The organism is Phyllobacterium myrsinacearum (assembly GCF_002980555.1).
GTDB lineage: Bacteria > Pseudomonadota > Alphaproteobacteria > Rhizobiales > Rhizobiaceae > Phyllobacterium > Phyllobacterium myrsinacearum.
Map to the genome: position 1 here is coordinate 36,031 of NZ_PVBT01000005.1, position 11,722 is coordinate 47,752.

At 62.1% G+C, this 11,722-nt stretch carries 12 protein-coding genes; 5 read left to right on the forward strand and 7 right to left on the reverse strand.

Annotated features, from left to right (window positions below; translation table 11 throughout):
* Positions 1–8 precede the first annotated feature (8 nt).
* Together pcaC and pcaD are read right to left on the reverse strand one after the other, a co-directional pair.
* Positions 9–413 (reverse strand): 4-carboxymuconolactone decarboxylase, encoded by a 405-nt coding sequence (pcaC, locus tag C5750_RS16735; RefSeq protein ID WP_105735076.1) that lies wholly within the window; start codon positions 411–413, stop codon positions 9–11.
* Entirely contained in the window at positions 410–1,216 is an 807-nt protein-coding gene (pcaD, locus tag C5750_RS16740; protein ID WP_105735077.1) for a 3-oxoadipate enol-lactonase, read from the reverse strand. Before pcaD ends, pcaC begins: the two co-directional genes overlap by 4 nt.
* 99 nt (positions 1,217–1,315) lie before the next feature.
* Between pcaD and pcaQ the strand changes: the two genes are divergently transcribed.
* On the forward strand, positions 1,316–2,263 hold the full coding sequence (gene pcaQ, locus C5750_RS16745) for a pca operon transcription factor PcaQ (protein WP_105735078.1): 948 nt from the start codon (positions 1,316–1,318) through the stop codon (positions 2,261–2,263).
* Here the strand turns inward: pcaQ and C5750_RS16750 are convergent.
* Both C5750_RS16750 and pobA read right to left on the reverse strand, forming a co-directional pair.
* Complete coding sequence (locus tag C5750_RS16750) at positions 2,236–3,009, reverse strand: APH(3')-II family aminoglycoside O-phosphotransferase (RefSeq protein ID WP_105735079.1); 774 nt, start codon at positions 3,007–3,009, stop codon at positions 2,236–2,238. The genes pcaQ and C5750_RS16750 overlap by 28 nt on opposite strands.
* Positions 3,010–3,105: 96 nt before the next feature.
* Positions 3,106–4,278 carry a 4-hydroxybenzoate 3-monooxygenase gene (gene pobA, locus C5750_RS16755; RefSeq protein ID WP_105735367.1) on the reverse strand — a complete coding sequence of 391 codons (1,173 nt, stop codon included), beginning with the start codon at positions 4,276–4,278 and terminating at the stop codon, positions 3,106–3,108.
* A gap of 112 nt (positions 4,279–4,390) precedes the next feature.
* Between pobA and C5750_RS16760 the strand changes: the two genes are divergently transcribed.
* Positions 4,391–5,269 carry a helix-turn-helix domain-containing protein gene (locus C5750_RS16760; protein ID WP_105735080.1) on the forward strand — a complete coding sequence of 293 codons (879 nt, stop codon included), beginning with the start codon at positions 4,391–4,393 and terminating at the stop codon, positions 5,267–5,269.
* Positions 5,270–5,281: 12 nt separating this feature from the next.
* Here the strand turns inward: C5750_RS16760 and C5750_RS16765 are convergent, their stop codons facing one another.
* Positions 5,282–6,037, reverse strand: a complete 756-nt coding sequence (locus C5750_RS16765) for an IclR family transcriptional regulator (RefSeq protein ID WP_105735081.1) — start codon at positions 6,035–6,037, stop codon at positions 5,282–5,284.
* Positions 6,038–6,214: 177 nt separating this feature from the next.
* Between C5750_RS16765 and C5750_RS16770 the strand changes: the two genes are divergently transcribed.
* From C5750_RS16770 to pcaF, 3 genes are read left to right on the forward strand one after another with little or no spacing between them, the layout of a single operon-like run.
* Positions 6,215–7,075 carry a CoA transferase subunit A gene (locus C5750_RS16770; RefSeq protein WP_105735082.1) on the forward strand — a complete coding sequence of 287 codons (861 nt, stop codon included), beginning with the start codon at positions 6,215–6,217 and terminating at the stop codon, positions 7,073–7,075.
* A gap of 11 nt (positions 7,076–7,086) precedes the next feature.
* Entirely contained in the window at positions 7,087–7,860 is a 774-nt protein-coding gene (locus C5750_RS16775) for a CoA-transferase subunit beta (RefSeq protein WP_105735083.1), read from the forward strand.
* Positions 7,860–9,065, forward strand: a complete 1,206-nt coding sequence (gene pcaF / locus C5750_RS16780; protein WP_105735084.1) for a 3-oxoadipyl-CoA thiolase — start codon at positions 7,860–7,862, stop codon at positions 9,063–9,065. Before C5750_RS16775 ends, pcaF begins: the two co-directional genes overlap by 1 nt.
* Here pcaF and C5750_RS16785 read toward each other — a convergent pair whose 3' ends face one another.
* The gene (locus tag C5750_RS16785) at positions 9,066–10,742 is read right to left on the reverse strand and encodes an ABC transporter ATP-binding protein (protein ID WP_245421144.1); all 1,677 of its coding nucleotides are present in this window, start codon (positions 10,740–10,742) and stop codon (positions 9,066–9,068) included. It lies immediately after the preceding gene.
* Positions 10,739–11,683, reverse strand: coding sequence for an acetamidase/formamidase family protein (locus tag C5750_RS16790; protein ID WP_105735086.1), 945 nt, complete (start codon positions 11,681–11,683; stop codon positions 10,739–10,741). The genes C5750_RS16785 and C5750_RS16790 overlap by 4 nt, the downstream gene beginning before the upstream one ends.
* Between the last annotated feature and the right edge of the window lie 39 nt (positions 11,684–11,722).

An 11,722-nucleotide genomic window follows, 5' to 3' on the forward strand; every position in this document is an offset into this window, starting at 1 on the left:
GCCTCCCGTCACGCGGCCTGTTCGGCTTCCAGTTCTTTATAAACTTGTTTGGCCAGCTTGATGGCATGGTTTGCCGCCGGAACCCCCGCATAAATTGCGACATGCAGCAGGGCTTCGCAAATGTCGTCCTGTGTCGCACCCGTGTTGGCCGTCGCGCGGATATGCATGGTCAATTCATCGTCCTGGCCGAGCGCCGCCAAAAGCGCGATGGTGACAATCGAGCGTTCGCGCGTGGTCCAGCCGGGACGCGACCAGACATGCCCCCATGCCGCCTCGGTGATCAGTTCCTGAAACGGCTGATCGAAATCGGTTTTGGTCGCCTCCACCCGGTTGACATGCTCTTCGCCCAGCACGACGCGGCGCGTGGCCATGCCCTGTAGATAACGACGCGATGGGGCAGCCGTATCCGTCATGATTTCCCTCCAAGCTTGAATTCATCGACAAAGGCCCTGATCACGGCGACCAGCGCTTCCGGCTGTTCGACACAGGGAATATGGCCGGCATCCTTGATCACTTCATAGCGCGCACGCGGGATGAGCCGGGCCAGTTCGAGCACCAGATCGGGCGGTGTCGAGCCGTCCTGGTCGCCGACGACGCAGATGGCCGGCACCGCGATGCGCTTTGCCGCCTCGGTAAAATCCGCATCGCGCAGCGCTGCGCAGGTACCGCCATAGCCATCGGCGGGCTGGCGGATAAGCATGTTGCGATAGCCGGTCAGATCATTGGCCCGCTCCCGGTGGAAGGCCGGGGTAAACCAACGCTGCAGGATGGTGTCAGCAATGGATGCAATGCCATCTCTTTTCACCGCATCGATGCGCGCATTCCAGAATTCGGCCGTGCCGATCCTGTGCGCGGTATCGCACAGGATGAGGGCCTGCACCAGTTCTGGCCGCTTGGCATAAAGGCCCTGCGCCACAAGTCCGCCGACGGACAGGCCGCAAATGACGGCATCCTTGACCGAGAGATAGTCGAGCAAACCCGCGAGATCATCGACATGGTCATCGATAGTGTAGGGCGGCGTGCCCAGACCGGAAAGGCCATGTCCGCGCATGTCATAGGTGACGATGGCAAACTCTCCGGCCAGACGCACGATCACGTCCCGCCAGATGCGAAAATCCGTTCCAAGCGAATTGGCGAAAACCAGCACGGGCTTGCCTGCGGGCGCGCTGATCAACTGGTAATGCAGCGTGACGCCATTGATGTGAGCAAATTGCACCGAAATCCTCCCGGTCAGTTATGTCGATAATGGATTATGCATTTGGTTCAGTAAAATGATATCTTGCCGCATTCGCTTAACCCTGGGGTTATGAAATATATGATCGACGGCCGTATCAAGTTCCGCCACCTGCAGACTTTTCTCGAAGTTGCCCGCCAGAAAAGCGTGATGAAGGCGGCAGCGATCCTTCATATCAGCCAACCGGCCGTCACCAAAACCATTCGTGAAATGGAGGAGGTGCTCGGGGTTGCCATGTTCGAGCGCGACGGGCGCGGCATCCGCATCACCCGGTTCGGCGAGGTTTTCCTCCGCTATGCCGGAGCGGCGATCACAGCGCTGCGGCAGGGCATTGATTCCGTCAGCAACGAGCAGTCGGGCGAGGGGATTCCGGTGCGGGTGGGCGCCTTGCCGACGGTTTCCACCCGCATCATGCCGCAGGCCATCAGCCTGTTCCTGCAGGAGAAGACGCAGAGCCGGCTGAAAATCGTCACCGGAGAAAATGCGGTGCTGCTCGAACAATTGCGGCTCGGCGATCTTGACCTCGTGGTCGGGCGGCTGGCGGCGCCGGAGAAAATGACCGGCTTCTCCTTCGAACATCTCTATTCCGAACAGGTGGTGTTTGCGGTCAGTGCCCGCCATCCGCTGCTCAATGCCAGCGAGGATATTTTCAATCGCCTCGCCGAATTTCCGGTGCTGATGCCGACGCGGGCTTCCATCATCCGGCCCTTCGTCGACCGGTTTCTCATTGCCAATGGCGTGGCCAAGCTGCCGCATCAGATCGAGACGGTCTCAGACGCGTTTGGCCGGGCCTTCGTCCGCTCGCACCAGGCTGTGTGGATCATTTCGGCAGGGGTGGTTGCCGGAGATGTCGCCGACGGAACGCTGGCGCTGCTGCCCATCGACACGACCGAGACCAAGGGACCGGTTGGCCTCACCACCCGCGCGGACGTTACCCCGTCATTGCCGCTGATGATCCTGATGCAGACCATCCGCGAGGCCGCGGGGGAGATGAAACCGGATCAGAAAAACTCGTCGAGCAGCCGGTAATAGGCAAGCTTTGCCGGATCAGCCTGCACCAGACCGTAGCAATCCAAAAATGGTCGAACCCACTCTTCGCCGAAATTGTCTGCAATGCTGCGGCACGCCAGGGCAATATCCTGATAGCGGTCGGCAAGACCAAGCCGGGCGCAGTCGATATAGCCGGTAAAGATGCCATTTTCGGCCATGAAGTTCGGCAGGCAGCCATCGCCATGCGTTACGACGACATCCGCGGTGCCGGGCCTTTCCGCCACAAGCCGGCTGAAAAGTTCGGATGCCGTCTTTCCCAGCATATCGCTGTCGAAATCCGTCTCGTCCACCAGTCCGGCCTGCATGCGGGCCCGCGCCGCTTCAATGCGCATGTCGAGCCGGTGATCGAATGGACAGGTCGCGGGATCAAGCGCATGCAGCTGGCGCAGCGCCCCGGCAAGAATCCGGATGCGCGTTTCGATGGACAATGAATCGGCCGAGGCAAGATCTTTACCGGGAACCCCGCTCATCAACAGCCAGAAGCGGCTGGCATGGGCGCCCTCGAAGAGAACATCGGGGCAGAGCATATGGCGGGAGGACAGCCAGCGAAGCCGCGCCGCCTCATCGGGCAACTCACCATAGGGGCTAACGGCTTCGACCTTGATGAAGAGCTGCGGCAAACCTTCGCCTTGCAGCATGAAAACCTGCGCATCGGAACAGCCGAGCGCATCGCGGCTCCAGCTGTAGCCAGCAATGAGAGCCTGCAGTTGGGGCGGCACAGCCATTGCGTCAGGCGGATTTGGTGTCGCGGTCATGGGAATTCCGGGTTCAGGCGTGTTGTTCAGGCGCGCAGATGCGGGCGGTGGAACCGAAGCAATAACCTAAAACGGCAGTCCCACATAGTTCTCGGCAAGCGCGGTCGATGCGGCCCGGGAATGGGTGAGATAATCGAGTTCGGCCTCCTGTATTTTCTGGCCGAATGCGCCGGTATCGGGAAACCGGTGCATCAGCATCGTCATCGACCAGGAAAACCGCACGGCTTTCCACACACGCAAGAGCGCCCGGCGCGAATAGTCATCGAGGCCCGCTGTGATCCTGTCGGCATAATAGTCGCGCAGGCCTTCGAAGAGATAATGCACGTCGCTGGCTGCCAGATTGAGACCCTTTGCCCCCGTCGGCGGCACGATATGAGCGGCATCGCCAGCCAGGAACAGGCGGCCGAAGCGCATGGGTTCGGCCACGAACGAGCGAAGCGGCGCGATCGACTTCTCGAATGAAGGACCTGTTGTGACAACAGCCGCATCCTCGTCCGGCAGCCGCCGCCGCAACTCGTCCCAGAACCGGTCATCCGACCAATCCTCCACCCGGTCGTCCAGCGGGCATTGCACGTAATAGCGGCTGCGCGTCAGGGAGCGCATCGAGCACAGCGCAAAGCCGCGCGGATGATTGGCATAGATCAGTTCATGCGCCACCGGCGGCACTTCCGCCAGAACGCCCAGCCAGCCGAAGGGATAAGTGCGTTCGAACGTCCGGATCGCCTCCGCCGGGACGGACCGGCGGCTGACCCCATGGAATCCGTCGCACCCGGCAACGAAGTCGCAATCGATGCGGCCGGTTTTTCCGCCCCTTTCAAAGGTAACGAACGGCTTTTCCCCGTCGAAATCATGGAGGGCAACGTTCTGCGCCCCGTAAAATGCCGGTGCGCCGCTTGCCTCGCGCTGCTGCATCAGATCACGCGTCATTTCCGTCTGACCGTACACAGTCACCCGCTTGCCGCCCGTCAGGCCGAACAGGTCGATGCGATGATTGCGCCCGTCGAATGCCAGTGAAAAGCCGTCATGCGGCAGGCCTTCCGCATGCAGCCGGGCACTGGCGCCCGCCTCGTCGAGGAGCCGCACCGTGCCTTCTTCCAGCACTCCGGCGCGCACACGCCCCAGAATATAATCCTTGTCCGACCGGTCGAGGATGATGTTGTCAATACCGGCCCGGGTCAGAAGCTGGCCGAGCAGAAGTCCGGCAGGTCCCGACCCGATGATAGCCACGTGCGTGCGCATGATGCCTCCCAGCATGAAATAATTGCGCAAGGCTAGCGGCGCGATGCATCTGAACAATGGACTTCTCGGGCAAAAAACAGGACAATCTGAACATTGGGGACGGGAGGAACCGATGGGCGGCGCAGTACCAACCTATGATCTCTATGGCGAAAACCATCCGAAACGGCCGGATTTCTGGCTGCATTGGGAGACAATCGCTTCCAGAAGCCAATTGCACAATTGGGAGATCAAAACCCATCGCCATGCGGCGTTCTTTCAGATTTTGTACTTTCGTGGAGGAACCGGCGATGCGGTCTTCGGCGCGCACAGCCATCCCATACGCCCCCCGGTCATGATCACCGTGCCGCCGCAATGCGAGCATGGCTTCCGGTTTTCCCGGGATATGGACGGCATGGTCATCACCATGCTGGCCGCGCGCTTCGGGTCTTCCGGCCGCACCCTCTGCGACGCCGGCATGCCGCCGCGATTGATTTCACTCGTACCCGATCACGCCGATCCAGCGTTTCTGACGCATAGTCTCGAGCGCCTGTGCGCCGAACTCACATCGGGCGGCGCCTTTCACGACGACCTGGTGGAATCCTATCTCAAGTCAATCGTTCTTCTGGCCGCGCGCATGACCGCCCCGGAACTGCCACCCGGCAGCGCAGGCTCCGCCACGGAGGAGCGCCTGAAACTGCTGCACATCATGGTCAACCGGCATTTTCGCGAACATCACCCGGCGGAATTCTATGCGGGATACCTCGGTGTGTCGGCAACCCATCTCAACCGCCTCGTCAAGGCGGCGACGGGGCGCAGCACCAATGGCTTGCTGGCGCACCGCCTTGCCGATCAGGCAAAGCGCGATCTGGTATTCACCTCTGCCAGTATCAAGCAGATCGCCTATGATCTCGGCTTTGCCGACCCAGCTTATTTCACCCGGTTTTTCACCAGGCAGACCGGCACGACACCCCGGCAGTACCGCGCCGAACAGGGTGCCAGGATGGCTGTTTGAACCGGCGATCTTTCATACCAGCACCGCGGCGATGGTATCGCGGGTCGATTGCATGACGGGCAGATAGCGCTCGATCATTTCCATGATCGTCACGCGCGGCGCCTGCGCACCGACATTGATGGCAGCGATGGTCATGCCGCGCGTGTTGCGCACGGGTACCGCGATGGAGCAGAGCCCGATCTCCAGTTCCTGATCGATCACCGCATAGCCCTGCGCCCTGACGGTGCGCACTTCATCCATCAGTTCCGGCAGTGCCGTTTTCGTGCGCGGCGTGTTTGCCGGGCGGTTGCTGCCGGCAAGAATGCGCAGGGCGTCATCATCACTCATCGCCGCGAGCAGGACCCGGCCCATGGAAGAACAATAGGCGGGAAGGCGGCTGCCGGGATTGAGATTGATCGACATGACACGCTTGTGCGAAGCCCGCGCGATGTAGACGATTTCGCTGCCGTCGAGCACCGATGCCGAGGCGCTTTCGCCGGTTTTTTCCGACAGCTGGTCGAGAAAGGGCTGCATCAGCCGGGGCAAGGGCGTCGATGACAGGTAGGAATGGCCAAGACGCAGGATGCGCGGCGTCAGCGTGAAGAATTTTCCGTCATAATCCGCATAGCCGAGCTGTGTGAGCGTCAGCAGGCAGCGGCGGGCCGTGGCGCGCTCAAGGCCCGTGATCCGCGCAATATCCGTGATCGACAGGCGCGTATTGACCGCATCGAAGGCCTCGATGACGGCAAGCCCCTTGGCAAAACCGCTGATGAAATCCGTTTCACGCATGCACACACGCCCTATTCGCTGCATTTCCGCACAATTTGTGCGATATACGAACAAAAGTCAAATAACGCACAAAACCGTTGACGTATAGAATGCAGCGGGACTACGCCATGGGGACAAATGGAGGTTTGCACCGGATACCGGCCGCCGCCGTGTTCCGGGAACGACAGGGAGAGAGACATGGCAAAAATCTGTACGCTTGCCGAAGCGATCGGGGACAATGTCAGGGATGGCGATACGCTCGCCATGGAGGGGTTCACCCACCTCATTCCCTATGCCGCCGGGCACGAGATCATCCGGCAGGGCCGCAAGGATCTCTTCCTTGTGCGCATGACACCCGACCTTATCTACGACCAGTTGATCGGCGTCGGCGCGGCGCGCGGCATGAAGTTCTCCTGGGGTGGCAATCCCGGCGTCGGTTCGCTGCACCGTTTCCGCGACGCGGTGGAAAACCAGTGGCCGCGGCCGCTTGAGATCGAGGAACATTCGCACGCGGCCATGGCCAATGCCTATGAGGCGGGGGCCGCCAACCTGCCGTTCGCCGTGCTGCGCGGCTATATCGGCGCCGACCTTGCCAAGGTCAATCCGAATATCCGGTCGGTCACCTGTCCCTTCACCGGCGAAGTGCTCGCCGCCGTTCCCGCCATCCGTCCTGATGTGTCGATCATCCATGCCCAGCGCGCCGACCGGCAGGGCAATGTGCTGATCGAAGGCATTTCGGGCGTGCAGAAGGAGGCGGTGCTGGCCGCCACCCGTTCCATTGTGACGGTGGAGGAAATCGTCGACGAGTTGAATCCGCCATCACCCAATGCAGTCGTCCTGCCGCGGTGGGCCATCAGCGCCGTCGTGCATGTGCCGGGCGGCGCCTTCCCCTCCTATGCGCATGGCTATTATCCGCGCTCCAATGCCTTCTACATCGCCTGGGACAAGATCGCCCGCGACCGCGACAGCTTTACCGCGTGGATCAGGGAGAATGTCCTTGCCGGCAAGCCGGAAGATTTTGCCCGCCACGCCGTCCGGCGTGCAGCCAACGCCGCGTGAGGAGCAGGACCATGGCCCAGGATTTCACCCCCACCGAAATGATGACCATCGCCGCTGCCCGCGCACTGAGCAATGATGATGTCTGCTTTGTCGGGATCGGCGCACCGTCCGCCGCATGCAATGTGGCGCGGCTGACCCATGCGCCTGACATCACGCTGATCTACGAAAGCGGCACCATCGGCACCAAGCCCGATGTGCTCCCGCTTTCCATCGGCGACGGCGAACTCAGCGACACCGCCCTGTTCACCGTTTCGGTACCGGAAATGTTCCGCTACTGGCTGCAGGGCGGGCGCATCACCACCGGTTTTCTCGGCGGCGCGCAGATCGACCGCTTTGCCAATCTCAACACGACGGTGGTCGGGCCTTATGACGCACCGAAAGTACGCCTACCCGGCGGCGGCGGCGCGCCGGAAATATCAAGCAATTGCGGCCAGATTTTCATCACCATGGCGCTCACCAATCGCGGCTTTGTCGATCATCTCGATTTCATCACCTCGATGGGGCATGGCGAGGGCGGCGATCATCGCGCACGCCTCGGCATGAAGACCAGGGGGCCGACCCGGGTCATCACGGACCTGTGCATTTTCGAGCCCGATCCGGTCACCAAAGAGCTGACCGTGGTGTCGATCCACAGGGGTGTGACACGCGGACAGATCGAAGAGAATTGCGGCTGGCCCGTCCGGTTTGCTAAGGAGATCGTGGAAACGCCAATCCCCACCGCAACCGAACTTTCCGTGCTGCGCGATATCAATGCCCGCACGAAACGCGCTCACGAGGCCGCCTGATGTCTGAAGCCTATATCTGCGACTATATCCGCACGCCCATCGGCCGCTTCGGCGGCGCCTTAGCCTCTGTCCGCACCGACGATCTGGGCGCCATTCCGCTGAAAGCCCTGATAGAGCGCAATCCCGCCGTCGACTGGGAAGCCATCGGGGAAGTCATCTACGGGTGCGCCAATCAGGCCGGCGAGGACAACCGCAATGTGGCGCGCATGTCGCTGCTTCTGGCGGGCCTTCCAGTCACGGTGCCCGGTACAACCATGAACCGCCTGTGCGGTTCGGGCATGGATGCGGTAATCACGGCGGCCCGCGCCATCAAGGCCGGGGAAATCGAGATTGCCATTGCCGGCGGCGTCGAATCCATGTCGCGCGCGCCCTTCGTTTTGCCGAAAGCCGAAGGTGCGTTTTCGCGCCACGCGGAAATTCACGACACCACCATCGGCTGGCGCTTCGTCAACCCGCTGATGCAGCAGCAATATGGCATCGATTCCATGCCGGAGACCGGCGAGAATGTCGCCGAGGAGTTTCACGTTGCGCGCGCCGATCAGGATGCGTTTGCCGTGCGCTCCCAGCAAAGGGCAGGGGCGGCCATGGACAATGGCCGGCTTGCCTCGGAAATCACGCCCGTCACGATTCCACAGCGCAAGGGCGACCCGGTGATCGTCGACCGCGACGAGCATCCGCGTCCGCAGACAACGCTCGAGCAGCTGGCCAAACTGCCGGCACCCTTCAGGAAGGGCGGATCGGTAACGGCGGGCAATGCCTCGGGGGTCAATGACGGTGCAGCGGCGCTGATCATCGCATCGGCAGCGGCAGCGCAGAAATATGGCCTGAACCCCATCGCCCGCATCATCGGCGGTGCGACTGCCGGTGTCCCACCGCGCATCATGGGGATCGGCCCTGTCGCCGCCACGGAGAAGCTCTGCGCGCGGCTTGGCCTGACACCGCAGGATTTTGGCGTGATCGAACTCAATGAAGCTTTTGCCTCGCAGGGCCTTGCCAGCCTGCGCGCACTCGGGCTTGCGGACGATACCGACCACGTCAATGCCAATGGCGGGGCGATTGCCCTTGGCCATCCCCTGGGCATGTCCGGCGCGCGCATCACCGGAACCGCAGCGCTGGAACTCGGCGTCAGGCATGCACGCTATGCACTGGCCACCATGTGCATCGGTGTCGGCCAGGGCATCGCGATTGCTCTGGAACGGGTCTGATCAGGCGAAGTGCCGGGCCCGCGGATCGGGAATCGGCACCGCCGCCATCAGCGCCTTCGTATAGTCATCCTGCGGATTCTCGAAAACCGCGCGGCGCGTTCCCATTTCGACAATGCGCCCGCCGCGCATGACGGCCACATTGTGCGACATGCGCTCCACCACCGCCATGTCATGCGATATGAAGAGATAGGCGAGCCCCATCGTTTCCTGCAATTCCAGCATGAGATCGAGGACCCTGGCCCGCACGGAAACGTCGAGCGCCGCCACGCTTTCATCCGCCACGATCAGTTTTGGCTGCAGGGCCAGGGCACGTGCAATGCAGACGCGCTGGCGCTGACCGCCGGAAAACTCGTGCGGATAGCGCGTCGCCGCGTCCGGCTGCAGGCCGACCCTCCGCAACAGTTCCGCCACCCGGTCGTCGCGTTCGCTCCGCCCGCCCAGACCGTGAATGATCAAGGGTTCGGCGATGGCAGCCCCCACCGCCATGCGCGGATCGAGCGAGGCATAGGGGTCCTGGAAAATCATCTGCGCCGAGCGGCGAACCGGCTGCATCTGCCGGGCAGGCAAGCCGGCAATGTCCCTGCCGTCAATGACGACATTGCCGGTAAACGGGATCAACCCAAGAACCGCCTTGCCGGTGGTCGATTTACCCGAGCCGCTTTCGCCGACAAGCCCCAATGTTTCACCGGGGCGCAACGTGAACGAGACATCGTCGACGGCGGCAAGCGGGGGCTTGCCCTTGAACAGCCAGCGTGCCGGGCTGCCATAGGTCACGCTCAGATTGCGGACATGCAGGATCGGCGAAGCCGATACCGGCTGAGCAACGTCCGTTTCCGCGCTGACGCGCGGCGGCCCTTCGGTTCCCGCATGGGCGCCCAGGCGCGGCACGGCTGCCAATAATTCCTGAGTATAGGTTTGGCTGGGCTTTTCGAAAATCGACAGCGCCTCGCCCTGTTCAACAATGCGGCCATTCTGCATGATCGCAACCCGGTCCGCCATTTCGGCGACAACGCCCATGTCGTGGGTAATCAGGATGATCGAGGCGCCGAACTCCTGTTTCAATTCGCGCATCAGTTTCAGGATCTGTGCCTGAACCGTCACATCAAGCGCCGTCGTCGGTTCATCGGCGATCAGCACTTTCGGGCGGCAGGACAGGGCCATCGCGATCATCACCCGCTGGCGCATGCCCCCGGAAAGTTCGTGCGGATATTGCGACAGGCGGCGGGCAGGATCGGTGATGTGCACGGCATCGAGCATCCGCCGCGCGATGGCATCGGCCATTCCACCCTCGCTGCCCTGATGTTCACGGATGGCTTCCGTCAGCTGAGCCCCGATCGACATGACGGGGTTCAGCGACGTCATCGGTTCCTGGAACACCATCGCCACGTCGCCCCCGCGCACGCTGCGCATGGCCCGGTTCGACAGCGCGACCAGGTCCTTGTCGCCGAGCCGGATACTGCCCGATGCCACCTGCAGCGAGGCTTTCGGCAGCAGGCCCATGATCGAGAGCGATGTCACCGATTTGCCGGAGCCGGATTCCCCGGCAATGCACAGTGTTTCCCCGGCATTGAGGTCGAAGCTGATATCGTCGAGCACGCGCCGCCGTCCTTGCGGCGTACGGGCATCGACGCACAGGTCGCGGACGGTCAGGATGGGCTTTGCGGCAGGCACAATCACGCGAACACGATCCTCGGGAAGTAGAAGGAAACCACCCAGTTCGGCGCATCGACGATTTCACTGATGCGCAGATCGCCGCAGACCGAGCAGAGCAGATAGGCATCGATGGCGCTCATGCCATGTTCGGCGCCCAACAGATCGATCATGCGCATCAGGGCCTCGCGCGCGCCGGTCATCAGATCGGGACCGATGCCCGTGGTCACCTCATAGCCTGCGCCATCGAGATGCCGGGTCACCGGTTCGGTCGTGGTGAAGCGCGGGCTGTGCAGCCGGGCATCCCTGACCAGTTCGATGGTGGCTTCCACTTCCATCTGGCTTTCGATGGCGGTGCCGCAGACTTCGCCGTCACCCTGGGCCGCGTGGGTATCGCCGATGGAAAACAGCGCGCCATCCACCTCAACGGGAAGATAGAGCGTCACGCCCGAGGTCAGGTCGCGAATATCGAGATTGCCGCCAACCCGGCGCGGCGGCACGACGGAATGCAGGCCCGGTTCGGCCGGTGCAACGCCGATCGTTCCGGCGAACGGCTTCAGCGGCACCCGGCCGCCAGGACCATAAAGCGCCGGTGCCATGCTGATGGGATCATAGGTCCACATGTGCAGAGCGGGTTCCTGGAACTGGTCCGCCAGCAGGCCGAAACCGGGGATATTGGCGGTCCAGCCGATACCCGACGGGACAAAGCGGCGAATGGTGACCTTCAGGGCATCGCCCGGCTTGGCACCTTCCACATAGACAGGTCCGGTGACGGGATTGATCTTGCCGAAATCGAGCGCGCCGAGGGTTTCCAGCGTCGATCCCTTGCCCAGCTGCCCGCCGGAGGAATCGAGGCATTCGAAATGAATCGTTTCACCGGCCTTGGCGACCAATGCTGGCTCAAAGTCGCGGTTCCAGCCGAAATGATGTTTTGCACGATGAATGGTGTGGGTGCAGGCGATGCACATGTCAGATCTCCCGGAATATGATGCAGGTCCCCGGGGCGT

Excerpts from the sequence above, each read along its gene's own strand:
- pcaC (WP_105735076.1), bottom strand. The coding sequence starts at position 413 with ATGACGGATACGGCTGCCCCATCGCGTCGTTATCTACAGGGCATGGCC.
- pcaQ (WP_105735078.1), top strand. The coding sequence starts at position 1,316 with ATGATCGACGGCCGTATCAAGTTCCGCCACCTGCAGACTTTTCTCGAA.
- C5750_RS16750 (WP_105735079.1), bottom strand. The coding sequence starts at position 3,009 with ATGGCTGTGCCGCCCCAACTGCAGGCTCTCATTGCTGGCTACAGCTGG.
- pobA (WP_105735367.1), bottom strand. The coding sequence starts at position 4,278 with ATGCGCACGCACGTGGCTATCATCGGGTCGGGACCTGCCGGACTTCTG.
- C5750_RS16760 (WP_105735080.1), top strand. The coding sequence starts at position 4,391 with ATGGGCGGCGCAGTACCAACCTATGATCTCTATGGCGAAAACCATCCG.
- C5750_RS16765 (WP_105735081.1), bottom strand. The coding sequence starts at position 6,037 with ATGCGTGAAACGGATTTCATCAGCGGTTTTGCCAAGGGGCTTGCCGTC.
- C5750_RS16770 (WP_105735082.1), top strand. The coding sequence starts at position 6,215 with ATGGCAAAAATCTGTACGCTTGCCGAAGCGATCGGGGACAATGTCAGG.
- C5750_RS16775 (WP_105735083.1), top strand. The coding sequence starts at position 7,087 with ATGGCCCAGGATTTCACCCCCACCGAAATGATGACCATCGCCGCTGCC.
- pcaF (WP_105735084.1), top strand. The coding sequence starts at position 7,860 with ATGTCTGAAGCCTATATCTGCGACTATATCCGCACGCCCATCGGCCGC.
- C5750_RS16790 (WP_105735086.1), bottom strand. The coding sequence starts at position 11,683 with ATGTGCATCGCCTGCACCCACACCATTCATCGTGCAAAACATCATTTC.